This window comes from Patescibacteria group bacterium (genome assembly GCA_041659905.1).
Lineage (GTDB): Bacteria > Patescibacteriota > Kazan-3B-28 > Kazan-3B-28 > UBA10110 > UBA10110.
Genome location: JBAZXK010000003.1, coordinates 1 through 24,916 on the forward strand (window position 1 = coordinate 1; position 24,916 = coordinate 24,916).

Sequence of the window (24,916 nt, forward strand, 5' to 3'; positions counted from 1 at the left end):
TATCTTTTCGGCTGGAGAGATCGGATGTCTTGTTTAGCTAAGAACTTCAGAAAAACCCGCAAGGCAATGATGTGGTAATTTTGGGTAATTAATTTCAGCGGTTGGCCGGTGGCATCTTTGGTGTGATTAAGATGCAGACGGTATTTCCGCACCAATGGCAGAGTAATTAGAGCGGGGGAGAATTTCTTATCTCCACTGTGAGTGGCAAAATCGGCAAACCGGCTCAAATAATGAGCATAGTTCTCGATAGTTTTAGAACTGCGATTTTTTTCGATTTCCAGATAATCCAAAAAATCATCAATATGAGTTTCAACAATGCTCATACCTACATTGTGCGACATCTACCCAATAAATACAAAAATTTATCGGGGCAAGTAATCCAGTGGATTCATCAGTGATCCGCTATGGCGAATTTCGAAATGAACATGAGGGCCAGTAGAACGACCAGTACTTCCCATAATGGCAATCAGCTGCCCTTGTTGGACATAATCGCCAGACTTAACTTTAAATTGAGCTAAGTGGCCGTAATAAGTGACCCAACCGCTTCCATGACTAATAGTTATTAGGTTGCCATAACCGCCATTATAGCCAGTTTTTGTGGTTACTACTCCCGCAGCACTGGCGTAGATGCCCCAACCATTCAAGCGGTTAAGATCAACTGCCATATGTCCTCGGCGCGGAGATTGACTAATGAAACGAGTAGGAGATTGTGTCGGCCAAGCAAACTGTCCTGAGTAAGGTATTGGATTATAAGCCGGCACATTTATGCTAGAGCCAGAAGAGGAAGCAGTAGGTGCTTTCGGGAGAACGGCTCCCGGAATTAAGAGTTCTTGTCCGGCATGGATAGGATCGCCGGCAGTGAGGCCGTTATATTTTTGAATATCATCTACTTTAACTTTATAGCGGGAGGCTAGACTGCTGAGAGTGTCGTTTTTTTTGACGGCCACATATAGACCATCGACAGGCGGGATGCGTAATTCCTGACCAGTTTTTAAAGTAGTGCTAGATAAATTGTTCGCATATTTAATAGTTAAGGCTGTGAGTCCAAAATCATTAGCCAATGTGTTTAAAGTTTCTCCAGACCGCACGGTATACTTAATCGTTTCTTTTCGGGAACTGCGACTGATAATCGTATCGGTGCCACCGGTTTTAAAGAAATAATCACCGGTAGTGTCGAGTGGCACACTATATTCCTCTGCGTTAAGCGGGTTGCCGAACTCTTCAATGTCGGCGATAGAAGCGAGTTGAGCAATAGTCCGGTACCGTGCCCCTGTACTGGTAGTAGGCCCCCCGGCGTCAGCTTGGGGATATACTCTCAAACCAGAAAAAATCACCATGACTGCCAATCCAACTACCCACCAACGAGTATTATAAACCGCCAGATGGCGATTCATTTGTTGTAAACTGAGAGTTCTTTTATTGCCAGATCCTTTACTAAGCCGGATGGTTTTTAAGCCACGTTTCTGGCGCCCGATTTGTTGCAACAAATCGGCGGCAGGCGAAAGATTAATTTTTGTGCCCCGTCCGCGGTGGAGTCGAGAAGAGCGGAAAGGGAATTTTCCAGGAGTATTAATAGATGTCCTCACGGTTTAAGAATGGGCTAAAATTGGCGGGAATTGTTGCCCGCCCCCCGGCGTCTTTAAATTTAAAAAAGCTTATCGGGAAGCCTTCTGCAACCAAAGAATATCCTAGCACAAGAGGGATGGATTGTCAACCAAGTTAATCCTTAATTTACCTGTATGGAAGCCACTTTTTCTTCTAATATACTTTCTCCGGCTTCAGTAGTAACCAGTAAAGACAAGCGGTATAAGCCGGGATTTTTAGGTGCAGGAATTACGCCGCTAAAAACGCTAGATTTATTAGCGTCTTGCAGGGGATACTGAACTTTATCTAACTCCAAACTGACCGCTTTAGTATCAGCCGACACCGGGATGAAAATGCGGAAAGTTTCTCCGGCCTTGACCGGATTGGGTGTAATGCGAAGATTACTGAGGTCAATTTCCGGATCGGGAGTTTGAATATCGATATTAATCGCAGAACTAATGGCACTCCGAATCCCATACTTATTTATAGTAGCAGCAGTCAACGTGTGCCGGCCGCGCCTAATCGCTTGTTCTAGGGGATGAGAAAAATTACCGGTTTTGTCTACCTCTAAAGTACTATTCAAACCGGTGTCGATATAAATTTCTACCTGAGTACTAACTGGCGCTTGTCCGGAAATCAACGGAGTAGCAGTATTAAATATGGCATTGTTAGTAGGGGCAGTCAGGGTAGGTAATGAAGGAGGTGTTGGATCAAAAGCTTCGATAGCAATGTTTTTAGTTAAGTGTTTGTAGGAAAATGCCAGAGTAATCAGTTGGGGTTGATTGGGAGCTCGCAAAAGAACACGTTTAGATATATTGGTTGGAGTAATCGTAGCCACCGTGAGTTCGGTTTGCCCACTGATGATAGCGGCAGTGATTTCAGTGCCGTCTAACAACTGGTCTTGGTTATTTTTTAGCTGAATATCAATATAAATTTGAGCCAGGCCATTAGCCGGAATGATACTATTCTCTGGCGTGATATTAAACTGGATACGGGGGATTACCAGGCTCATCCAGGAACGATATATAATCGATAAACCATCCGCATACACAAAAGAGATGATTCCTATGGTTGCCAGTAGAATAACGACAAGTAAATTCAGCCCAATTCTAGGAGCTAATTTATGTGATGGTTTTTTGACAAGAGTAGTTTTCGTCACGTCAAAATAGATTTGCTCTTTTCATTGTGATGACGGCGATATTTTTTTGTCAATCTATTTCTGATATATTAAATAGGTATTAACTCTTTAATAGTAGATCAATATGGTTATCAGAAAGAAGGATTTGCGAGCCAAGCGAGTGAGTCGTAGTTTGGCCGCCGAGCGCGAGGAAGTAGCAGATATGGAGGTCGATACTAATGTGCATGTTTTACGTAAACCCAGCTCGGCTAAGCGGTTTTGGGGGATAAGTCTTTTGGTTATAGTCTTGTTATTGGCGGGTTGGTTTGGCACTAAGTTAGCTTGGAGTGGCTGGAATGTATCCAAAGATACCTTGTTTAAAGATTTATTTAGCTTCGGGACAACTACCCTCATAGGAGAAGACAAAGGAAGAGTCAATATCCTGCTCATGGGCATCCCGGGAGAGGGTAATGATGGTCCGAATCTAACTGACACCTTAATGGTAGCCAGTTTAGCGACTAACACCGAAGGGCAAAGTTTTCTGTTTTCTCTCCCACGAGATTTATATGTAAAAGTGCCTAATTACGGCAATACTAAGATCAATGCTGTTTATGAAATTGGTAATGGCCAAACTGCTGGGAGTGGAGGTAAACTAACCTCCCAGGTAACAGGAGAGATTTTAGGATTAGATATTCCTTACTACTGCAAGTTAGATTTTTCTGGTTTTGAAAAGTTTATCGACGAACTGGGCGGTATCACTGTTACCGTAGATAAGAATCTATATGATGATAAGTACCCGGCTGCCAATAAAGGGTACCAGGTAGTCGACATTAAGGCAGGCACTTACACTATGGATGGGGCAACAGCGCTTAAATATGCCAGATCTCGCCAAACTACTTCTGACTTTGATCGAGCCCGACGACAGCAAATTGTTATGATGGCAGTTAAGACCAAAGCCAGCGAATTAAATTTGCTTACTAATCCGGCTAAAGCCTTGGCGTTAATCGATATTTTGTCTAATCATTTCGAAAGCAATATGAAATTGGCGGAAATGAAGCGGCTGATCAATCTGATGAAAGATTTTGACGTGACTAAATTAGTGACCAAGGTGTTTGATGATTCACCCACAGGATTACTGTATGGGACTAAAGTGGACGAAATTTATGTGCTGAGGCCTACCGGTGATGATTTTACAATTATCAGCGACTATGTAGCTAAAATCATTTCCGGAACAGCTAAGATAGAAGATTTAGAACAACAAGTCAGCAAGGAACCTTTGAAAATAGAGGTACTTAACGGCACCACCATAACTGGTTTGGCCAAAAAAGTAGCCACTAAATTAGAAACAGCTGGTTACAAGATAGTCAGCACGGGTAACAATACCGTCAAAGGCTTTACTAAAAATGTTGTCTACGATCTTAGTAACGGAGAGCGTGTTTGGGAAGTAAGAAAATTAGCCGAGAGCCTGCAGGCCGAAATCAGTACCGAAAAAGTGACTAGTACCACCGGAGCTTTAGCCAGGGTCGTACTGGGCAGTGATGCAGTTAATCAATAAAATGGGCACAATGATCTGGGATAGTTTATGGCATTATCGTAAGCTAATTCTCTTAGAATTAGCTCTCCTCAGCCTTTTGCAGGCGATGTATTGGTGGCCGCCACTTTTACTGTGGTGGTTGTTAGCTGTAATAATGGTTGCTCTGGTTTTTGCTTGGTGGATCGGTAACGCCAAATTTCAGCATGATGTAGGAGTATTCGCCGCCGAATTGTTATGGGGCGTTTTATCGGGGGTAGGATTTTTATCTTTTTCCCTATTTAATCTCTGGCAAGCCCAGCTGACCATTTTGATTATCGGGGTAATCATTGCCTTTGTGGCGATTTGTCACCAGAATCGGATCGATTCCGGTCAGTGGAGTTTACCGGCCATCAACTGGCTCGGCTCCATCGATTTATTAATCCTATTTATCGGTACCCTCTCTCTGATGGTTTTGGTGCGCTTCTATTACAACAATTTCAGTGTAGTCTGGCTTATGTTGGGGACGTTTATTCAGTTAGGATTAGCTCTTTACTTGTTGTTTTGGCGGCAAAGCTTGCCGATTGCCAGATTTTGGTTATATGCCATAGTGCTAGCTCTGATCGGGGAAGAAATGGTTTGGATGACCAATGCCTGGAATAAAAATGCCTATTTCAAGGCCTTTCTCTTGCTGGTGATTTATTATTTATTCTCCGAGCTGGTGGCGCATTATTTGCGAGGCAATTTGACGGTACGAGTAGCTTTTGAATATATTGGGATAGCTCTAGTTTTGATATTGGCTCTTTTCATCTTTGACTGGTTGTTTGTTTTAGCGCCTAATATCTTGTAATTGACAACGTTTTCTGCGCGTTGTCATCCCTGCCTACCGGCAGGCAGGCTGGCTTTGCCCAGGATCATATAATTAATTTTTAGTTGATATGGATAAAAATAAGTTCAATTCTTTTTTGTACAGTATGTTCGGAGGGATCCTAGGTGGAGCTTTATTGATGAGTTTAGCTCTCTGGGGGGGTTGGTACGGAGGGGTGAATAATTCTTTGCCAACCAATTCCTCAAACAATACCACTTCGCAAACCGTCACTTTGCAAGAGGATTCGGCCATTATCGATGCGGTGGCCAAGGTATCTCCTTCCGTTGTCAGTATTGTGTCCACACGCAATGTCCAAAGCTTCTTTGGAATGGTACAGGAGCAGGGAGCAGGCACGGGGTTTGTGATCAAATCTACCGGCTTGATTGCCACTAATAAACACGTAGTCAGTGACCAAGCCACTTATAAAGTACTAACAGCTGATGGTAAAAGTTATGATGCCACAGTGGTAGCCCAAGATCCGCTCAACGATCTAGCTCTCGTTAAGATTAATGCCACTGGGCTCAAGGCAGTTGAGTTGGGTGATTCGGATAAATTAAAGGTAGGCCAACAGGTGATTGCGATTGGTAACGCCTTGGGAGAATATCAAAACACGGTCACTCGCGGCATTGTCAGTGCCATTGGCCGCACAATCACGGCAGGAGGCGGGGATGGTTCCTCGGAAACTTTAGAAGGAGTGATCCAAACTGATGCCACAATTAATCCTGGTAATTCCGGGGGGCCGCTGGTTAATTTATTCGGTCAGGTAATAGGGATTAATACAGCTATGGATTTACAAGGCAGCCAGATTGGTTTTGCTATCCCGATAAATAGCGTCAAGTCAGCTTTAGATTCGTATGCCACTACCGGCAAAATCTCTCGGCCGATGTTGGGCATCCGTTACATAAATATCACCAAAGAATTAGCTGCCCTCGAAAAATTGGAAGTAACGCAAGGCGCTTTAGTGGTTAAAGGAAGTAACGCGGAACAACCGGCAGTTACGCCCGGCGGACCAGCAGATAAGGCGGGAATCAAGGAAAATGATATCCTAGTCAGTATCAACAATAAAACCATCAATGAAAATAATAGTATCGCCTCGCTACTGCGCACCTATAAACCGGGCGATACGGTTACTATTAAGCTTTTGCGGGCCGGCAAAGAACTGCAAGTAACTGTGAAATTAGGCGAACTAAAGTAAACAGAAAATTTACACAATCTAAAAACCCGCTTAAGTAGCGGGTTTTTAGTAATAGTTGAGATTAATTAGTCACGGTGCTTCATCTCTTTGCGGACATCTTCAAGAGTTTCAGCAGCAGCTTTTTGGCCACCTAGGCCGAAAGCCAAACCGCCAGCCAAAGCAATCATAAAGAAGACTGCCATCATCAAGTAATTGATGATCATAGTGGCTACCCCTAATTGATTAAGGGCGATCAGAAGGGTGAAGATCCAGATAATCCACTTAGTCATGGCGGCTAGGAAGTTGGCAGAGCGGATTTTCGCTACGCCCACAGTTCCCCGGACGACATGAGAGAAGAAATTAGCAGCCAACATTCCGATTAAGAGAATGCCGACAGCCACAAAGATATTCGGAACATAACCCAGGATTTCATCTAAGAAACCAGTTACCTGAGTTAATCCTAGGATATCTGCAGCGGCCAGGAAGGCTACCAACAGAATGGTCCACCGGACTAAACCGCCGACAAAATCGGAGGTTTCAAAGTCGACGCCGGATTTACGGAAGAAATTCCGCACACCAACTTTATTTAAGGCTGCATCCAGCTTAATTTGCTTTAAGATCTGAGTTACTAATCTATCCAACCCGGCGGCGATGATCCATCCGATGATGAGGATCAACAACGCGCCAATCAAATTGGGCAGGAAGACTAGGAACCGATACCAGATGTCTTGCAGCGGGGTAAGCACAGCCGTTCCCCACGAATTGAGAAGATTGCCTTGCATAGGGCTCCTTTCAAATTAATATAAAATAATAATAACTTTGCTGTAGGAAATAAACATCAAAACTTTTCCGTAAGCGCACACGATTGTCAAAGTCCTGATGTTCCTCTGTATTATACCTAATAATGAAAATATCTACAATCAGGAGTAGGACTAAAAGACAAAACCAGCCCTAGGGCTGGTTTTAATTGTATCTTCGATAAATGTCTAAAATGTGCGTTTACTTAACTGTTTAATCGGTGTCGAAAGCAACTTTTAATTCTTCCGTATTCCACCATTCAACAGTTAAGAGACCTTCAGGTTTGCTACCTGGTCGCTTTAGCGCCAACTTAATCCATCCCCCTACCATCATTTGTAGCAACAAGGAGGTGTCCGTATGCGCCAGTTCCTCTACATGTTTACGAGGCGTTTCTATCTCCTGTGGGCGGACTAATTCGTAGTGGTGAGAGCTACCAGTGATAAACACTAAAGCCTCTGTGCTCTGGGAATCTGATTCTTCTTCTTGGATGGTGATTGGTAGTGACCCTTCTGGGGGCCATCCAATGGTTGCATATTCCATTGTGTAAAGATCATCCAGTTTCCTTGGTTTATCAGGGTCAGGATCAGGACGAGGCACAGCTTTTAATCTAGTGCCCGATCCCAGGTCAAGAAAAAGATCTTTTGAAGGCGATTTACCCTTTTTGGGCGAGGAAGGCCACATTGTTATCCCGGGTTTTTTTGTGATGTACTTCTCATTAAACCCCCAGATTTTCAATGTGAACGCTTTCATGGCTACCATAATTGTGTCACCTCGGATTTTTATCAAGTTTCAACGAAACATTCTAATATATCACAAATCATCTCTAGGTAGGGCTGGTCTTAAAATAGCCAGCGCTTACAACGCTGGCTATAATCTAGCTAATGACTAAGACTTTACCTTCTCTGTGGATGTCTTGAGATCGTTTCCATCCCAAGAAATGCAATGTACGGCTCGCTTAGTGGTAATAGTAATAATTCCACCGCAATCGAGAGTGATAAACAATTCTCGCTCACCGGGCTTATAGATCTCTGTTCCGTTCTGAATGGATATAACCCCTAAATTATCTCTCCTCCAGAAGCTAAAGAAACGCACTAATGCTTGTGTTTCAGGACAAGCAACGGTTTCTATAAAGGCGATGCGATCGCGATTATCTTTAGCTAGTCTGACATTGTGGATTAAAGGAGGGGGCAGGATATTTTTGCCCGCTATATCAGTAGGTTGGAAAGGATTGAGATAGAGGCATTTAACAACCTTTCGTCCAGCTAAAGCATAACGAGGACAATTTCTTAGTGGAGCTATTTCCCATATTTCTAAGCCGGCTGTGAGAGTAACCTTAGTTAATCCGCAAATGACGGTGAAGGCTTGCATTTGGCGCCCTCCTTTTTATGATTTCAAAGTGATTTTTCAGACGCTTTATTATAACCCAGTAAATTTAGTTAATCCAATATAGTAAAAACTACCGTCAGGTGACATTAGAGTTAATTATTGGTGGGCGAAACCCGATTTTTCTTTTTAAGCTACGAGATGGACAGGGAAGATTTGAAATGGTGCCCTGGGAGAGACTTGAACTCTCAATCCTTGCGGAACTAGCTCCTAAAGCTAGCGTGTATGCCATTTCACCACCAGGGCAAACTCAATTCCATTGTATTATATATAGCAAATAAGGATTTCTGTTGGTTGTCTAACCTACTAAACTTCTAACCTACTGGTTCGCTATATCGTGATCAGGTCTTTTAATTTAGCGTATTTGGTAGCCGAGATGCCGCTAACTTTCATCAAATCTTCTTTCTTTTTAAACGGACCCTTCTTGGTGCGGTAATCAATAATATATCCGGCGGTGACCGGGCCAATCCCCGGCAAGGTGTCTAATTCGGCCGAGTTGGCTGTGTTGATATTGACCGGCCCAGCCACAGCAGTGGTGCTACTGCTGGTGCTACCCGCCACGGAATAATTCACTTCCCCTTTGACGGGAATATAAATTTTCCCGTGGTTTTGCAATTCAGCCGCCCGGTTAACTGTGCGAGCCATTAGTTCTAAATCAGCCTGATCGGTCAACCCGCCGGCCTGTTTAATGGCATCTTCAATAATTTGCCCAGTGGTGAAATTGTAAACTCCCGGAGTTTGAACTGCTCCAGCGATATCAATCGTAACCTGTTCGCTGGCATTAGTAGTTTTAGTAGAAGAATTAGAATATTTAATAATGAAATAAGCGCCCAGAAGCAGGCTAATAGTCAAAATTATTCCTAAAGGTAAAGCGATTTTATCTAGAACTTTTCCGTAATCTAATTGCATAAATTTAGCTTATCCGAGGTTTAGTAGAAAGCAAAACCGGATCCATTGTTGTGGACCCGGTTTTTTTGTTCGGGTCTCAGTGAAGATAATAGAACTGAATCAGCATCAACAAGCATGAATCTCCTCCTTCTTTTTGCGGATTGGCGACATGCGGTTGTTACTGTGAGGGTATGCACCAATCTGGGTGCGGTCAACTAAATAATATTTATCATCTGGCGGCGGCAGGACACGAAGGTGCTTCATCATTAGAGGCAAGTCTCCCATCTGACTGATAGATCTATTAATGAGATCCAGGCTGATGAAGGTAACTGGCTTGATGATTTTATCAATCTCATCAGCCAACCGCTCACCCTCGCGTTGATTCTTGCAGGCGAGCATCTGCTTGTACAGATGAACGATCTGTTCACACTCTTCGATGGTTAGATCTGGCTTCTTCTCTGTCATTACCATCACCTCCTTGTGGAGAATTTGCCTTGCTGACCCGAAAGCAAGGAACAATATTATACATATTTACTCACTATGCGGGAGCAAATGCAACTGGATTTTCTTTTTTAATTCCGGGTAGTTCTTTAAAGCTGGATCCTGAGCTATTAAAGAAGCAGCTGCCGCATGAGTGGCCTTGATTAATTTCTCATCCAACAAATTAGCAATTTTTAAGTGCAGAAACCCGGATTGCTGCGCATTAAAAAAGGCACCCGGACCCCGCAAGGCTAAATCCAGCTTAGCCAATTCTGTTCCATCGTTAGTTTTGATAAAAGCCTGCAACCGGTCCGAGGTTTCGATATCATCCAATTTGGTTTCGATGAGGCAATAGGATTGCAGATGACTCCGGCCGACCCGGCCGCGCAATTGATGCAGCTCGGCCAGGCCAAACCGTTCCGCATCTTTGATCCAAATCACGGTAGCGGCTGCAACATCAATGCCGACTTCAATTACGGAAGTAGCCAGCAGAATATCAATATCGCCATCTTTGAAATCGCGCATAATTCTCAGTTTTTCTTCAGCAGGAATGCGTCCATGCAGGGTGGCGATATTAGCCTGAGGAAACAATTGGGCGAGATGTTTGATTTCTGACGCAATCGAAGCTCGTTCTGCCTTGGTATCCTCGTTAATTAAGGGAGTGATCACAAACACCTTATGTTTAGCGGCAATTTCTTTATTTATTAATTGGCGCACTTTCTCTAAATTGCGAGCAGTTGCCAGCCGGGTAATAATGGGCAGCCGGCCGCGGGGAATTTCAGTCAGAGTAGACACATCCAAGTCGCTAAACAAAGCCAAAAACAGCGTGCGGGGGATAGGGGTAGCACTCAAACTGACAAAATGCGGCGTAGAGGCACCAGCTTTGTTTTTTAATTGATAGCGTTGGCCGACCCCAAAGCGGTGCTGTTCGTCCACAATCACTAAATCAAGGTTTTTGAAAGCGACTTGTTTTTGGATTAGAGCATGGGTACCAATCACTAAATTGATTTGTCCGTTTTCTATTTCAGAGTAATCGGCTAATTTAGTGCTGCCAGTAAGCAGAGTGGTCGTAATGCCAAATTTAGCCAGTAACGGCTGCAAATTGTAATAATGCTGAACAGCTAAGACTTCTGTCGGTGCCATGAGAGCGGCTTGATATCCTCCCTGAATGGCAGCGACGATGGCAGCCGCTGCAACAATAGTTTTACCGGAACCAACATCACCCAATAATAATCGATTAGTGGCCTTATCCGCCGATAAGTCAGTTAAAATTTCTTGGATAGCTTGATTTTGGCTAGAAGTTAAAGGAAAACTAATTTGCGACTGAAATTTAGGTAAAAAATTATCCGCTACCACGATCGGGTAGCTAGGTTCGTTCGCCCAATGCTTTTTAATAAAAGCCATACTCAGCTGAATCAAAAATAATTCGTCAAATCCTAAGCGTTTCTTAGCTAGTTCTAACTCCAACAAAGAAGCGGGGAAATGAATATTCTCCAAAGCATTAGCGAACGGCACTAAATGATATTTTTTAATAATTTCTAGAGGTAAGATCTCTGACTGGTGCCGTATGGTATTAAGCAATGTTTTCATAATTCTACGGATCATCTTGCTCCCGAGACCGGCAGTTTCCGGATAGATGGGGACAATGCGTCCGGCATGCACAGGGGAGTGATCGGCTTTCTCGAAGACCGGGCTCATTAAGGTGAGATGGCCTTGGTAGCTGCCCACTTTCCCGCTGAAATAATAGTCCTCATCTTTTTTGAGAGCAGTTTGTAAATAGGGCTGGTTAAACCAGGTTACCCGCAAAGAACCGCTAGCGTCTTGAGCAATAGCGTTAGTAATAAACATGCGTTTATAGGGAGAACGAAAGTGGGAGAGAGAAATCAGCTTAGCTTTAACGGTAATCTTCTGATCTGCTTGAGCAGATATCAAGGGCGCCAGGGCGCTCAAGTCCTCCCATTTGCGCGGGTAGTAGTGGAGAAGGTCTGAGACCTGCTGTAACCCTAATTTCTGCCATTTTGGGGCAGTAGCGGGGCCAATTCCAGGCAATTTAGTAATTGGGTCTGTAAGGAGAAAAAACACGATTTTTATGCTCTGGGAGCTAAAAAGTTCTTGATTAAAACCGAAAAAAGGAGTATAATTAAATAATAGGATAAGGAGGGGTTAACATACTAAGCTTAACCCACCTATGAACAAAAACGAACAGATTATCAGCTTTGAGGGGATGCGCTTTGACGGGAGTCGGCGTGCCCGTTTGCCGAGAGCCAAACAATGGAAAGCTCGGCGCCAAGTCAAAAATCGGTTGGGCATATCGCGTAATTTACGGAGTGTCTTTAGTGGTCTCTTGGGGGCGTAAACTATTATTGAAGTTTCACAAACTTGCGCTTGCCTACGGAGAGGACCATGCCCGCTATTGGGTTGATTTGTTGGTCTGGTTCAGTGACTAGTTGCTGGTCAATTTTGACAGCTTTTTGTTCCACCATTCGGCGTGCTTCTGATTTAGAATCGACCAATTTAGTTATTACCAGCAAATCTACCAAGGTGGTAGGTTTTGGGGTAACTTGCATCATTGGCATATCATCAGGCAATTCACCCTTTTGAAAAGTTTTAATAAAGTCAGCTTCGGCGGTGTCGGCGGCGACTGCATCGTGATACATGGCGACAATAGTTTTAGCGAGGCGAATTTTGATGTCTCGCGGATTGGTGCCCGATTTTAATTCCTGAGCCATGTCAGCCAATTCTTTGTCGGATAAATTAGTGCAAAGTTTCCAGTAGTCTAACATCAGACTATCCGGAATCGACATAATTTTGCCGAATTGGACTGCGGCGGGTTCGGCAATACCGATATAATTGCCTAGACTTTTAGACATTTTTTTAACACCATCAATACCCAAAAGTAGCGGCACAATCATAATATCTTGTTCGGGTTGATTGAATTTTCTTTGCAAATCCCTTCCCATAAGCAAATTAAGTTTCTGGTCCACTCCGCCCAATTCCACGTCAGCTTTTAACTGAACCGAATCATAACCTTGCATTACGGAGTAAAGAGCTTCATGCAAGCCGACCTCGCCACCTTGTTTAGCCCGTTGCGTAAAATCCTCTCGTTCAGTCACCTGAGTGATGGTTACGTGAGCTAGTAGTTGGATGACTTGAGCTAAGTCCATGGCAGCAAACCATTCGCCGTTACGGCGGATTTCGCATTTGCTCACGTCCAAAATCTTACCCACTTGTTCCAAATAGGTTTTCGCATTTTGTTCAATAGCTTCGTCAGATAAAACCGGACGTGTGGTGTTGCGTCCGCTAGGATCGCCGATCTTGCTAGTATAGTCACCGATCAAAAAGATAATCGTGTGACCAGCGTCTTGAAACTGTTTCAATTTCCACAGTGACACGGCATGTCCCAAATGCAGATCGGGGCTGGTCGGATCCACGCCCAATTTAATTCGTAAGGGTGTTGGCCCCCCTAATTTTTTTATGAGACTGGATTTATCGATGATCTCGCTGACGTTTCTGCCTAAAATGAGATCATTAAGAACCGAGTTATTTTTAGCCATAGCCTTAACTTATGTCTTGATTATATCAGATGAGGTGAGGAAGGTTAGAGGTGAGCGCTACTTTGTTATATAATATGGATTGTAACAAAGGAGATAAAGAGTGGGAGAATTACTGCCGTTGTTTAAGAACAATTCAGCGGTGACGCGGTCGCGTTGGCGTCGCCGTGCCTGGCTGCGTCGCCATAAACAAACTATGGCCAGTTGGCTGCAGAATTTGGGTATTCAGAGTCCATCCAAACTAGTTTTAGGCGCAGGTATAATCGTAGTGCTGTTTTTCTCGTTTTTGGCCGCGGTTTTAAGTATCGGCTTGCCTAATCCTTCGAGCATGACCATTCAAAGATCAGGCCAATCCACTAAAGTGCTCGATCGCAACGGGATAGTATTGTATGACATTTATGGCGAGCAGCGCCGGACGCTAGTTTCATTTGTAGACACGCCGGATTATGTGAAGCAAGCCACCCTAGCTGCCGAGGACAGTAATTTTTATATCCACGGCGGTTTTGATGTCAAAGGCTTACTCCGCGGATTAGTTCTGAAACCGTTGACCGGTCGCGGTTTCCAGGGCGGTAGCACGATCACGCAACAATACGCTAAAAATATCTTTCTAACGTCTAGCCGTTCCATCTTTCGTAAAATGAGGGAATTTATTTTGGCGGTGGAGATAGAAAAACTCTACACCAAAGACAAGATTCTGGAAATGTACCTCAACAGTATTCCTTATGGCAACAGTTATTATGGCATCGAAACAGCTGCGCAGGGTTATTACGGCAAATCGGTTAAAGAATTAACTCTCGCCGAAATAGCCGCGCTGGTGGCTCTGCCGCAAGCCCCGTCTTACTATTCGCCGTACGGCGGAGATTATGAAAAGCGCTTACTCCCGCGAAAAGATTGGGTATTGGATCGGATGTTGGAACTGGGTTATATCACCAGCAAACAATGCCAAGAAGCTAAAACTCAGAAACTCACTTTTTTGGTTAAAAGAGATAGTATCCGAGCGCCTCATTTTGTAATGTATGTAAAAGAATTGTTGTCGGAGAAATACGGCGACCGCGCGCTCGAAGAAGGCGGCTTTACTATTACAACAACGTTGGACTGGACTAAACAACAAGCTGCTGAAGATATTGTGGCGGCCAAAGCCCAGACTAATAAAGAAAAATACAGTGCCAGCAATGCAGCGCTGGTGTCTATCGATCCGCATACCGGCGAGATCTTGGCGATGGTAGGTTCGGCTAATTATCTGGATGAATCCATTGGGGGATATGTTAATGTAGCCACCCGCGAACGGCAACCCGGCTCAGCCTTTAAGCCGATTGTCTACGCGGCGGCTTTTTTGAAGGGCTATAGTCCAGCCACTATGTTAATGGATGTGCACACTAATTTTGGCCAAGGCTATGATCCGTATAATTATGACAACAGATCCCGTGGTCCAATCTCTATCCGGCAAGCGTTAGGCAATTCTTTGAATGTGCCGGCCGTAAAAGCCTTAGCTTATGTAGGAGTGAATGAGGCGATTGAGTTAGCGCACAAAATCGGTATTACTACTATGACTAAACCGGACACGTATGGATTATCGCTTGTGTTGGGAGGAGCGGAAGTTAAATTGTTAGAGTTAACCTCGGCTTACGGCGCTTTAGCGGCCGGCGGGCAATGGACAGAGCCGTTATCAGTATTAAAAGTTGTCGATAATCGGGGCAGGGTATTGGAACAAAACAAGCCTCAGCCTCTGCGGCAGATTTTTGACGCCGAAGCCGCCTATCAAGTGACCAGTATTTTAAGTGATGATGCGGCCAGGGTGCCGACTTTTCCTGCGGGAGGATATCTTACCTTGCCGGGCCGGCCGGTAGCGGCTAAGACCGGAACTACTCAAAGCTACCGTGATGCCTGGACGATAGGTTATACTCCCGATTTGGTCACGGGAGTTTGGGCGGGCAATAATGATAATTCCGAAATGGATAAAGCCGCCGGCTATGCCGTGGCTTCGCCCATCTGGAATGCTTATATGCGGCAAGCGACTGCTAATATGCCAGTCAAAGCGTTTCCCGTGCCGGAAGGTATTCGCCAAGTAGTGGTAGATGAATTGTCCGGCAAATTACCCACGGATGCTACGCCTAGCACAAAAACTGAAGTATTTTCTAGCTGGAACGCCCCAACCGAAAAAGATGATGTGCACAAAAGAGTCCGCGTGGTCAAAGGCACCGATTTATTGGCGCCATCAGGCTACTCAGAAGACCAAGTGGAATATAAAATCTACACAGAATTGCATTCCGAAAGGCCAGATAATTCGGCCTGGGAAAACCCAGTATTAAAATGGGCGCAGGAGAACGGTTATAATAATGTACCGACGCAATACTATGATGGCTCGGTAATCACGGGAGGAGAAATTAATATCACCTGGCCCCAGAATGGTGGTCAGATCGCCGGCAATTTTACTATTAACGCCACGGTCAAGAATGAAACTGTGGTTAAAGAGATTGGGCTCTATTACGACAGCAATCTAGTGCGTAAAGTAACTCAGGCGCCCTGGACAGCCGAAGTCACCGGAGTAGTTTTAGATGGGAGGAGCCATCAAGTAACGGCCCGGCTATTTAAAAAAGATGGGAGCACGGTAGAAACTTCTATCAGTGTGATAGCGGGGCAGGCCCAATCTTCTGATATGGTCACTATGGCTAATCCCAGTACCAGCTTCTTCCCGTTAGATTTATCAGCGCAGCTGACCGAGAAAGGGAAGCAGCTTAATATCCAGAAGATAGAAATTTATTTAGACAATAAATTAGAAGAATCTTTTTTGCCCAACGCTACCGGAGCGTACACGGCTAGAGTTGAAAGCGGGATCAAGGGGCAACATAGTGCTTATGCTAAACTCTATGACAAAGGCGGAGCTACTTATACCAGCAATACGATTACTTTCGAAACCCGTTAAATTCCCCTCCTGCATTTTCCGTCATTCCCGCGCAGGCGGGAATCCAGACATAAACAAAAACATTTCTTTGCCACTTTTCTGGAAAAGTGGCGTAAAAGCTCCGGACAGTCGTTTTCGCTATGGCTCTAATAAAATTACCTTTCTATTTCGCCAAACTCGGCCGATAGCACATCGGCCTCGAACAGCTGGCTCCATAAGCGGTAATTTTATTGAGCCATGACGCTCAAACTCCAATGTCCGGGTTGGGGAAAAAACGCTCAGACTCCAATGTCTGGTTTTGGAGAGTCTGAATTCTAATAGTGGGAGCTTGTGCTAAACCTACCTCCGTTATATTATTAGACATTACCATACTTTTACTTTCAAGGTGTGTGCCTTGAAAGAAAGGAGGTCGAACCTTAATGAAGCACACTTTTGTGAGAGTCGGCAAAATCTCAGTTAAAACACTTCAGGATATTGCCAATATCTTTTGTGTTCCTCTCGAGATACTAGTGGAGTCTTCTGGTTACGGACGTATAATCTTTAGCTGCGAAGCTAGAGAAACTCAAAAAGCTCGAAAAGCTCGGAAAACTCAGAAGGCTCGAAAAGCTCGGAAGAAATTGCTCTATGTAGCAACATTCCCTGCCCAAGTTCTGCGGGGTGAAACAGTGATCATCTATATTGATCCCTCTTTCTGCTCAGAAAGAGAATCTCTCGAGTCATTCGATGAGCTGCCTCTGCGGCTCCAGAAATTCCTGGATTTGTTGTTGGACCTCTGGTTGTCATAATTCACCTCACAAATTCTACTCTCAACTCGTTCAATGCCTGTACTCACCCGAAATCAAGGACCGCTTTTTTTAAGCGGTCTATTCTTTTATCTAAAACCAATAGCTCTTCGCTATCCGCCAGCTGGTCGGATGTAGACCAGTGAGCTGTTGAAATAATGAGCACAAAAGATCTATCTGCTGGAGGAATAGTCAATTCTATGTAAATCAGGACTCCTAGCTATTTTTTAGTATATGTATTATCTTAAAGTATTAAAATCGTTTCTTGACATGGAGGAAATTTATGTCACTATTCGCTAGAATTGTTCTAGGGGACTTAGTTGTTCCCCGGACTTTCGGGGGGGTTAATGACCCCTGGTCTATCGGCACTGTCGTAGCAAACAAGCGTTTTGTAAAAGATACAATCGGTTCGTTATTGTCCATAAAAGATATCATCACAGATAAGGTTGTGGATGAAATAAGTTCAAACATTCATAAAATGGTGATCACGGACGATTATCCGAGAATAACCGATTTGGTTATTCCGAATGGAGGCAGCGCTAAAGATATAGGGAAAGTTATCGGAGAAATCGAATTGGATAGCCTTCATCCCAAGCTCGTGGTGCAGAACCTTGTCACATCAGAAAAAACCCAAATTGCCTCTGCGTTAGTAAGAGCGCTCAGGTGTTATGGCACAAGATGGGAAGATTTCCCCCTTGAAGATATGAAGGATAAGATCCTTGTCTTCACGGAATCGGGAGGATTGTTTATTGGACAAATCGATACCATTAGGCTCGTAACCGTATGTCAGGGGCTTCAGATTCAGCTACAGAAGGTCGAACGGCTTAGTCGCCGCCCGACCCATTTATGGCAATCTTTCCACGAATGTCGTCCCATAATAATATATCCGTTCGATTCAAAGAAAAGACCCCAGGCGGAAAGCTACGGTGTGATTAGTTTTAGAGAAGTGGGGACGGTCTATATATTCGAGAATAAAGAGATTGCTTCCCGATTTATCGCTGACAAACATACTACGGCGATACCTAAATGCCTGGCTGTATCGGCGTAATTTCCCCTGTTGTATCTTGTAACGGCCTGAACAATTTTGTTCGGGCTGTTTTACTTATGAGGGTAGATCCTGTGATATTATCTATCCCTAGGAGTCAAATCACAAAAAGATGCTCTAGTAGTCACTAATTTGCTTGATTAAAATTGTTTTTTCGTATATTGTTATTGTATTCTTGGCAATCAGGAGATAGCCTATGAATGCACACTAATATAAGAGAAGGAGTGATGAATTATGCCGCTAGTTAGAGTATCAGGCCACCTTGTTGCCGATGCTGAAAAACGCGATGCATTGCGCAATAGCATTGTGCAGAAAATAATGGGCGTCGAAAAGCTTGGTATCAACGATGAAAAAGGGATTACATGTTTGATTTACCCGACCGATAAGTTAGAGAGTGACCCTGGAACCGCTATCATCGTGGAAGTTATCGGATTATTTGATAAGCCCGAACGAACTGGTGAGGTTCTTAATTATTTAGCGGCTGAACTGAATGCGGCAATGAGGGAACATTTTCCTGAAACTGACCTGATTCAGTGTTTCACCAACCCATCTGACCCTGCCAAAGGATTTTCGGAGTCACGGAAGAAATCTGCACTGACAACCTAGTAAAAGTCCTGCCCTAAACTGATATGCAGTTATTACTCAAAAATTGATCGCCCTGTTTTGCAACAGGGCTTATTTTTATCTAAAAACTATAAAACCGGTCCTAACCTGCCTCGACTTGTCGCGAGTCAATGCGGGCATCTTCCATCCTTCGCAGGCAGCTACGGAATAGCAGGCCAATACTGTCTGTTATAAGAGCCGGTTATTTTGTATATCAAAATATTAGATTAAAACTGATAAAATAGGATCGTGATGAAAACTAAAGGCTATAAAATAACCTTCTGCCTGAGTGCTGGCTATACTGGAACCGGCAAGACTTATACTGCAAAATTTGCCGAGAAAGTAGTTGAGCAGTGGATGACAGGACGATTAAACAAGGGATTACCTACGGTAAATGGTGTCCTTTCTTTCGGTAAACTATTCTTTCCAGCTCATGGTAGGAGAAAAGATGGCAAGTTAATCTCGGTAGCCGAAGTAGGAGTATACACAGGAGAAGCTTCTTCGATAGCCGATGCCAAACTAAAAGACAGCGAGATTAAAAATACCCTAATATCTTTAGCCACTACACTCAAAGAGAGGTTGCAGCAGGATAAGGTATATATTATCTACAAAGACAAGAACTGGTTTGTTTGAAAATAAACCCTAACTTCTTCCAAGATAGAGAGCCAAATAAATTGAGGCTTAGTGGAGCCTTTTTTTATTTACCCTATGTCGTGAGTTATAATTTTGGTGGTAAAATTTGGTTATGAAAATAAGATTATTACAATGGAACACTTGGTTTAAAGAAGACGTAGAGAACAAATTACAACTTCTAAAGGAAGTTAATGCTGATATTTATTGTTTGCAAGAACTAAACATCAGCAAGGATAACAACGAATTTGAGTATATTAAAGAAAAACTCCATCTGAAAGGTGCTCTCGGAACTACGGACACCGACCACGGTGGGCAAGGAAACGCTATTTTAGCGAAATTCCCCATAAATTATTCAGAAACTAGTTTTGTTAAGGAGCCAGTGGAACCAAGAACTCATTTTTCCGATGAAGGAAGAATCTACGTAGAGACTCAGATTCAATTGCCCGATAATACAATGCTAAACATCGGAACGACACATATGTCCTATACTGACGCTTTTGAAGAAAATATGTTAAAGGAAGGCGAGTCGAACAAACTATTGGAATTGATTGGGGACCATAAAACCAATTTTATATTTTCTGGCGACTTAAATACGCCTGAAGATTCCAAATTAATAAAAGAATTAGAGAAATCATTAGATAATGCAGGACCCAATTATGAAGAAAAAACCTGGACCACAAAAGACTTTAATTATAACGGGTTTACTGCTAAATCACTTGAATGGAGATTGGATTTTATATTCAAAACAATGGACATTAAAGTTGTGAATGCAAAAGTGGTACATACAGATTTTTCTGACCATCTTCCGATTCTGGTCGAATTAGAGATTTAGTTATTTTGGTTCTAATATTGTCTACTACCTGGAACCAAACAGAATCATTAGGTTTAAATACGGAGAGGGTTGACGGAGAGAAGGGTTTGGGGCAGGATATAATGGCTTTATAGGTAATTTTTGCGTATGAAATCAGAGAAAAAAGTAGATAAATCACAGGTCGAGCTGAAAATCGCACTAGAAGAAGGAGAGTGGCAGGAAGCGATCAAACAAGCAGCGACTAAACTTTCACAGGGTCTAAAAATTGCCGGATTTCGTCCCGGCAAAGCCCCACTTGAGGTAATTATGAATGAAGTCGGGGAAACTCGCGTGGTTAGTGAAGCGGCGGAATTCGCTATCAATAAGTTTTATCTAACAGCACTAAAAGAACAGCAGGTTTTACCAATCGTCCCGCCGAAAATTTCCGTAGAAAAAGTTGAATTAAAAACTCCTTTAGTCTTTACTGCCACAGTCGTTACCTTGCCAGAAGTGGAATTAGGGGATTATAAAACTATTAAAATTGCACCAAATCCCGTCGCAGTGGATGCTGACCGGATTGATGGAGTTTTAAAAAATATTCAACGCCAACAGGCGACTTTTAATTTAGTTGAGCGGGAAGCTAAACTCGGCGATTGGGCGGAAATCGATTTTGAGGGCAAACTTGAGGGGAAACCGTTTGCAGGAGGTAGCAGCAAAAATCATCCGTTAATTATAGGCGATGGCGTATTCTTGCCTGATTTTGAAACTGCTCTCATTGGTATGAAAGCGGGCGAGGAAAAGACTTTTTCAATTACATTCCCACTGGATTACAAAGCTGATCTGGCTAACAAAACTGTCGAATTTACCGTTAAATTGCATCGAGTGAAAGCGGTGGTATTGCCGGAATTAAATGATGAGTTAGCTAAAGCAGTCGGAAAATTCGATAACCTCGAAGCTCTCAAAAAAGATATCAGCAAGTTTTTAGAAGAAGATGCGACCAAACAGGAATTAGATCGGCAAAAAGAAGAAGCCATCAACCAACTAATTAAATTAGCCAAGGTTGATTTGCCGGAAGTATTGGTAGAGCAAGAGATTGACGGAATGGTACACGACCTGGAGCATCAACTAGAACATCAAAAAACGACTTTAGCCGAATATCTCAAAAAAACCGAGATGACTGAACAGAAACTGCGAGAAGATTGGCAAGCGACGGCCCGAAGGCGAGTGCTGGCTGGCCTGGCATTGAATGCTTTTCAGAAAGCGGAAAATATTATAGCTACCGATCAGGATATTGATAAAGAAATTGCTCGGTTGCAAGAGATCTATCCGGCCGATAAAGAAAAAATTGTCGAAAAATATCAGCAAGAGTGGGAACGGGGCCGGCTCAAAACATTGCTCTCTGGTCAGATGGCCATCGATAAGCTCTGGCAGATGGCCACCAAATAACAAAAATAACTTGTCATTCCGGACTTGCGCCAGTCCTCCGTAGCTCGGAGAGCGAAGGATGGAATCCGGAATCCCTGCCTACCGGCAGGCAGACAGGCCTGGATCCTGAATCCGAACTTGGTCTTCGACCAGTCGGTCCAGGATGACAACAAAGCAGGGATGTTATAATAGGAACAGTTACTCTTAACCGGTAAACCTATGAATTTAATCCCGATGGTGATCGAAAAGTCTTCGTTTGGCGAACGCGCTTTTGATATTTATTCACGCTTGCTTAAAGATCGCATTATTTTTATCGGCGAGCCGATCGATGATAATGTGGCGAATTTAATTATTGCCCAACTTCTCTTTTTAGAAAGCGAAGATCCGAAAAAGGATATTCATATGTATATCAATAGCCCGGGAGGCTCGGTCACAGCCGGTTTGGCAATCTATGACACGATGCAGCACATTAAATGCGATGTTTCCACGATGTGTGTAGGAATGGCAGCGTCTATGGCAGCCGTCCTGTTGGCCGCTGGCGCCCACGGCAAACGGTTTGCCTTGCCCCATGCCCGGATATTGATTCATCAAGTGATGGGAGGGGCTCAAGGCCAAGCTAGCGATATCGATATCCAAGCCAAAGAAATCCTCCGCATCAAAGTTATCTTAAATGAAATTTTATCTGATCATACTGGCCAATCGGTAGATAAGATTGAGAAGGATGCCGATCGCGATTACTACATGTCGGCCGATGAAGCGAAGAAATATGGCTTAGTGGATAAGGTGACCGACAAAGCCAAAGTCGCTACCGCTGCTTAATTATTGTTTCAGTTAATTAGTATAAAACTATTTACAGGAGCTGTTTTTCATGTAATTTGTAGATATCATTTTGTTCTTTTGGAGGAAAAGCTAAATGATAACAATAGATGATCTCGATGCCAGGATCGAAGATTTTTCCGATGCTAGTAAGTGGTTAATGGCTAGTATCAAGAAGTTCTCCGTGGCTGGGGGGAATAAGGAAAAACAGAAGCAGTTTAAGTGTCTCAAGCAAGCTGCTGCAACTGCCATTGAAGAAGCCAGAATAGCCATTGACGGGTTCCAAGACGAATTAGAATTCTTGTTATCACAATAAGAATAAAAATATAGTCTTGGTTCCCCATCTCTGCCCTGCGGGTGGTCAAGCAAGCCACCCTTTTCTTTTTGCTATGATGATGAGTAATGGATATAACCATACTTGATCACAATTTGGAGCTATTGGTCGGTCACAGCCAGGCGAAACATTTATTAACTAAAGGCTTGGTTATGGGCAGTTGCTCGGCTTATTTATTAGTCGGGCCTCCTTATGTCGGAAAAGGGTTTTTAGCGCGACTGATGGCAGCTAGCTTGCATAACAAAGACAATACTCAGCGTCCCCATCCAGATACAGTTATCTTTGATGACATTCTCGCAAAAAATAGCGGCGATAGCGACGAAAACCAATGGAAACAATCGGTCGATGATTTTATCCATGCGATTTATTTGTCACCTGTCCAATCATCTAAAAAAGTGGGTATTGTCGAGAATATTGATCGGTTTAGCCCCCAGGCTCTTAATGCTTTGTTGAAGACTCTCGAAGAGCCGCCGGCGCGAGCCGTGTTGATCCTGACTGCCCGGGAAGCCACTGATATCTTACCGACGATTATTTCGCGGGTGCAGGTTGTGCGGTTGCATTATTTGTCTGATGCGGAAATTACTGATTATTTACAAACACAACAGGCTAAGCAAATTCCAGAAATCATCGCTTTGGCCAATGGAGCGGTCGGAATGACCAGCCGATTATTGCAAGATGATAAATTATTGGATAAATCCATTAAAGGTATGGCTGATTTTGGTATCTGGCTGCAAAAAGATGTGTACAAAATATTGCAACTGGCTAACATTAAAGATCGCGACGAAGCCATAGTTTTAGTGCAAATGTGGTTAAATTTAGCGCACCGAGCTTGGTTAGGAAAATTAAATAATACCACCGGTCCTTTGGCGGATTTGGCCCAGAATTATTCCACAACTGATTTCATCCGTATTATTGACCGCTTAAAATCGGTCTTATTGGCTTTAGAAAATAACGCCAATGTCCGGATTGCTTTAGAAGCGACTCTACTCTCTATCGTCTAAGGTTTGTTATAATAAGAAAGATTCTTGGGATATAACCTAAATAGGAGATATTTTTAAAAGATGGCCATATTAGAGCTGATTATTTTTGCCGCAACCGTAGTCTTGTTGATTATGATCCTGAAAAAATTGCCTCTCGAAAAAGAGGTAGTTAAACGATTGTCTCACGAAGCTCGTCAATTAGTTAAAGATGAAGACGAAGAAGAGGATGATGATGAAGATGTGGTAGCTCGGGCAGATCGCTTGGCTCAAACGGGAGAATACCATAAAGCCGAAAGAATTTATTTGCGTCTAATTACTAAAGATCCGCAAGCCGCCAGTTTATACAATAAATTAGCGTTGGTTTATTTAGGCGATAAAAACTATAAAGACGCAAGTCACGCTTTAGAGCAAGCCTTGCAATTGGAGCCGGATAATGATACTTTTTACAATAATCAAGGCCTATTGTTCTATCAGCAAGCCCAATATGAAGAATCAATTGAAAGTTACGAAAAGTCGATTGCCATTAACAATAAGGTAGCCTCGCGGTTTATGAATTTAGGGCTGGCTTATTTTATGTCCAAAAAGCACCGGAAAGCAGCGGACGCTTATGAAAAGGCCTTAATTTTGGAACCGCATAACGATGAGTATAAGCGATTATTAGCGGACGCCGAAGCCAAATTAAAGTAATTCTAGTTACTTTCCCAAGGAAAGTAACCAAAGTCCTCCGGCAGTCACCCTTGCTCTGGATAATATGAAAATATAGCTTTCCGTTCTCGCCGGTATAACCGGCTTCACGAAGTGCTAATTTTCATCATCCAGTACGCTCGGGTTCCAATGCCGGGTAGGGGAAAAGAAGCGGTCGAATTACAATTTTGATATTCTTGATTAGCTGAGCGATAGATTGAAATATAGGATGCCGGTGTAGCTCAGTGGTAGAGCAATCGCTTTGTAAGCGAAAGGTCGCGGGTTCAAATCCCATCACCGGCTCCATAATATTGAAAACATGCCGGGATACTCAAGTGGTCAACGAGAGCGGTCTGTAAAACCGTTGCCTTTATGGCTGCGTAGGTCCGAATCCTACTCCCGGCACCAGCAAAAAATATTACACACCTTTAGGTGGGCAATATTTTTTGCTATGTATCTAATTAGGATTCGGACCTGGGAAAGGGGTCGGGGAAACGGGAGTTTCCCCGTAGTGGAGGCAACCCCGAGCAATAGTCGAGGGGTGTCGGACCTGCCTACCGGCAGGCAGG

At 43.5% G+C, this 24,916-nt stretch carries 25 protein-coding genes and 3 tRNA genes; 17 read left to right on the plus strand and 11 right to left on the minus strand.

Annotated elements, in window-relative coordinates:
- The 3 genes from WC805_03345 to WC805_03355 form a co-directional block, all read right to left on the minus strand.
- Positions 1 to 323 (minus strand): site-specific integrase (locus WC805_03345; GenBank protein ID MFA5967513.1); only part of this gene is annotated, 323 nt, incomplete at its 3' end.
- Between the two features lie 39 nt (positions 324 to 362).
- Complete coding sequence (locus tag WC805_03350) at positions 363 to 1,586, minus strand: peptidoglycan DD-metalloendopeptidase family protein (protein MFA5967514.1); 1,224 nt, start codon at positions 1,584 to 1,586, stop codon at positions 363 to 365.
- Between the two features lie 140 nt (positions 1,587 to 1,726).
- Positions 1,727 to 2,743 carry a hypothetical protein gene (locus WC805_03355; GenBank protein ID MFA5967515.1) on the minus strand — a complete coding sequence of 339 codons (1,017 nt, stop codon included), beginning with the start codon at positions 2,741 to 2,743 and terminating at the stop codon, positions 1,727 to 1,729.
- A 103-nt stretch (positions 2,744 to 2,846) separates the two neighbouring features.
- Here WC805_03355 and WC805_03360 point away from each other — a divergent pair, with 103 nt between their 5' ends.
- The 3 genes from WC805_03360 (at position 2,847) to WC805_03370 (ending at position 6,274) form a co-directional block, all read left to right on the plus strand.
- Positions 2,847 to 4,256: an LCP family protein gene (locus WC805_03360; GenBank protein ID MFA5967516.1), complete on the plus strand. Its 1,410-nt coding sequence runs from the start codon at positions 2,847 to 2,849 to the stop codon at positions 4,254 to 4,256.
- A gap of 1 nt (position 4,257) precedes the next feature.
- Positions 4,258 to 5,061 carry a hypothetical protein gene (locus WC805_03365; GenBank protein ID MFA5967517.1) on the plus strand — a complete coding sequence of 268 codons (804 nt, stop codon included), beginning with the start codon at positions 4,258 to 4,260 and terminating at the stop codon, positions 5,059 to 5,061.
- Between the two features lie 88 nt (positions 5,062 to 5,149).
- The gene (locus tag WC805_03370; protein MFA5967518.1) at positions 5,150 to 6,274 is read left to right on the plus strand and encodes a trypsin-like peptidase domain-containing protein; all 1,125 of its coding nucleotides are present in this window, start codon (positions 5,150 to 5,152) and stop codon (positions 6,272 to 6,274) included.
- Positions 6,275 to 6,339: 65 nt separating this feature from the next.
- Here the strand turns inward: WC805_03370 and WC805_03375 are convergent, their stop codons facing one another.
- The 7 genes from WC805_03375 to recG all read right to left on the minus strand — a co-directional run bounded on the left by WC805_03375 (position 6,340) and on the right by recG (position 11,884).
- Positions 6,340 to 7,035 (minus strand): hypothetical protein, encoded by a 696-nt coding sequence (locus WC805_03375; GenBank protein MFA5967519.1) that lies wholly within the window; start codon positions 7,033 to 7,035, stop codon positions 6,340 to 6,342.
- A gap of 229 nt (positions 7,036 to 7,264) precedes the next feature.
- Positions 7,265 to 7,810 carry a hypothetical protein gene (locus WC805_03380; protein ID MFA5967520.1) on the minus strand — a complete coding sequence of 182 codons (546 nt, stop codon included), beginning with the start codon at positions 7,808 to 7,810 and terminating at the stop codon, positions 7,265 to 7,267.
- 126 nt (positions 7,811 to 7,936) lie between these two features.
- On the minus strand, positions 7,937 to 8,419 hold the full coding sequence (locus tag WC805_03385) for a hypothetical protein (protein ID MFA5967521.1): 483 nt from the start codon (positions 8,417 to 8,419) through the stop codon (positions 7,937 to 7,939).
- Positions 8,420 to 8,596: 177 nt separating this feature from the next.
- Positions 8,597 to 8,680: transfer RNA gene (locus tag WC805_03390), tRNA-Leu, on the minus strand.
- Positions 8,681 to 8,764: 84 nt separating this feature from the next.
- A complete protein-coding gene (locus tag WC805_03395; GenBank protein ID MFA5967522.1) occupies positions 8,765 to 9,343 on the minus strand; it encodes a helix-hairpin-helix domain-containing protein in 579 nt (192 codons plus the stop codon).
- A 105-nt stretch (positions 9,344 to 9,448) separates the two neighbouring features.
- Positions 9,449 to 9,787, minus strand: coding sequence for a hypothetical protein (locus WC805_03400; GenBank protein MFA5967523.1), 339 nt, complete (start codon positions 9,785 to 9,787; stop codon positions 9,449 to 9,451).
- A 66-nt stretch (positions 9,788 to 9,853) separates the two neighbouring features.
- Positions 9,854 to 11,884 (minus strand): ATP-dependent DNA helicase RecG, encoded by a 2,031-nt coding sequence (gene recG / locus WC805_03405; GenBank protein ID MFA5967524.1) that lies wholly within the window; start codon positions 11,882 to 11,884, stop codon positions 9,854 to 9,856.
- Between the two features lie 106 nt (positions 11,885 to 11,990).
- Here recG and WC805_03410 point away from each other — a divergent pair, with 106 nt between their 5' ends.
- Positions 11,991 to 12,158, plus strand: coding sequence for a hypothetical protein (locus WC805_03410; GenBank protein ID MFA5967525.1), 168 nt, complete (start codon positions 11,991 to 11,993; stop codon positions 12,156 to 12,158).
- Positions 12,159 to 12,162: 4 nt separating this feature from the next.
- On the opposite strand, the gene tyrS is transcribed toward WC805_03410, so the two are convergent.
- Entirely contained in the window at positions 12,163 to 13,356 is a 1,194-nt protein-coding gene (gene tyrS / locus WC805_03415; protein ID MFA5967526.1) for a tyrosine--tRNA ligase, read from the minus strand.
- 100 nt (positions 13,357 to 13,456) lie between these two features.
- On the opposite strand from tyrS, the gene WC805_03420 reads away from it, so the two are divergent.
- The 13 genes from WC805_03420 to WC805_03480 all read left to right on the plus strand — a co-directional run bounded on the left by WC805_03420 (position 13,457) and on the right by WC805_03480 (position 24,755).
- Positions 13,457 to 16,276 (plus strand): penicillin-binding protein, encoded by a 2,820-nt coding sequence (locus WC805_03420; GenBank protein ID MFA5967527.1) that lies wholly within the window; start codon positions 13,457 to 13,459, stop codon positions 16,274 to 16,276.
- A gap of 398 nt (positions 16,277 to 16,674) precedes the next feature.
- Entirely contained in the window at positions 16,675 to 17,040 is a 366-nt protein-coding gene (locus WC805_03425; protein MFA5967528.1) for a hypothetical protein, read from the plus strand.
- Positions 17,041 to 17,320: 280 nt separating this feature from the next.
- Positions 17,321 to 18,085 carry a hypothetical protein gene (locus WC805_03430; protein MFA5967529.1) on the plus strand — a complete coding sequence of 255 codons (765 nt, stop codon included), beginning with the start codon at positions 17,321 to 17,323 and terminating at the stop codon, positions 18,083 to 18,085.
- 231 nt (positions 18,086 to 18,316) lie between these two features.
- Entirely contained in the window at positions 18,317 to 18,688 is a 372-nt protein-coding gene (locus tag WC805_03435) for a hypothetical protein (protein MFA5967530.1), read from the plus strand.
- A gap of 249 nt (positions 18,689 to 18,937) precedes the next feature.
- Complete coding sequence (locus tag WC805_03440; protein MFA5967531.1) at positions 18,938 to 19,318, plus strand: hypothetical protein; 381 nt, start codon at positions 18,938 to 18,940, stop codon at positions 19,316 to 19,318.
- Positions 19,319 to 19,430: 112 nt separating this feature from the next.
- Complete coding sequence (locus WC805_03445) at positions 19,431 to 20,150, plus strand: endonuclease/exonuclease/phosphatase family protein (GenBank protein MFA5967532.1); 720 nt, start codon at positions 19,431 to 19,433, stop codon at positions 20,148 to 20,150.
- Between the two features lie 126 nt (positions 20,151 to 20,276).
- Positions 20,277 to 21,554 carry a trigger factor gene (tig, locus tag WC805_03450; GenBank protein ID MFA5967533.1) on the plus strand — a complete coding sequence of 426 codons (1,278 nt, stop codon included), beginning with the start codon at positions 20,277 to 20,279 and terminating at the stop codon, positions 21,552 to 21,554.
- A 198-nt stretch (positions 21,555 to 21,752) separates the two neighbouring features.
- Positions 21,753 to 22,352 (plus strand): ATP-dependent Clp endopeptidase proteolytic subunit ClpP, encoded by a 600-nt coding sequence (gene clpP, locus WC805_03455; protein ID MFA5967534.1) that lies wholly within the window; start codon positions 21,753 to 21,755, stop codon positions 22,350 to 22,352.
- A 94-nt stretch (positions 22,353 to 22,446) separates the two neighbouring features.
- Positions 22,447 to 22,665 (plus strand): hypothetical protein, encoded by a 219-nt coding sequence (locus WC805_03460; GenBank protein ID MFA5967535.1) that lies wholly within the window; start codon positions 22,447 to 22,449, stop codon positions 22,663 to 22,665.
- An 86-nt stretch (positions 22,666 to 22,751) separates the two neighbouring features.
- Positions 22,752 to 23,684, plus strand: coding sequence for an AAA family ATPase (locus tag WC805_03465; protein MFA5967536.1), 933 nt, complete (start codon positions 22,752 to 22,754; stop codon positions 23,682 to 23,684).
- Between the two features lie 60 nt (positions 23,685 to 23,744).
- Complete coding sequence (locus WC805_03470; protein ID MFA5967537.1) at positions 23,745 to 24,350, plus strand: tetratricopeptide repeat protein; 606 nt, start codon at positions 23,745 to 23,747, stop codon at positions 24,348 to 24,350.
- Positions 24,351 to 24,578: 228 nt separating this feature from the next.
- Positions 24,579 to 24,653: transfer RNA gene (locus WC805_03475), tRNA-Thr, on the plus strand.
- Positions 24,654 to 24,668: 15 nt separating this feature from the next.
- Positions 24,669 to 24,755 (plus strand) — tRNA-Tyr (locus tag WC805_03480).
- Positions 24,756 to 24,916 lie beyond the last annotated feature (161 nt).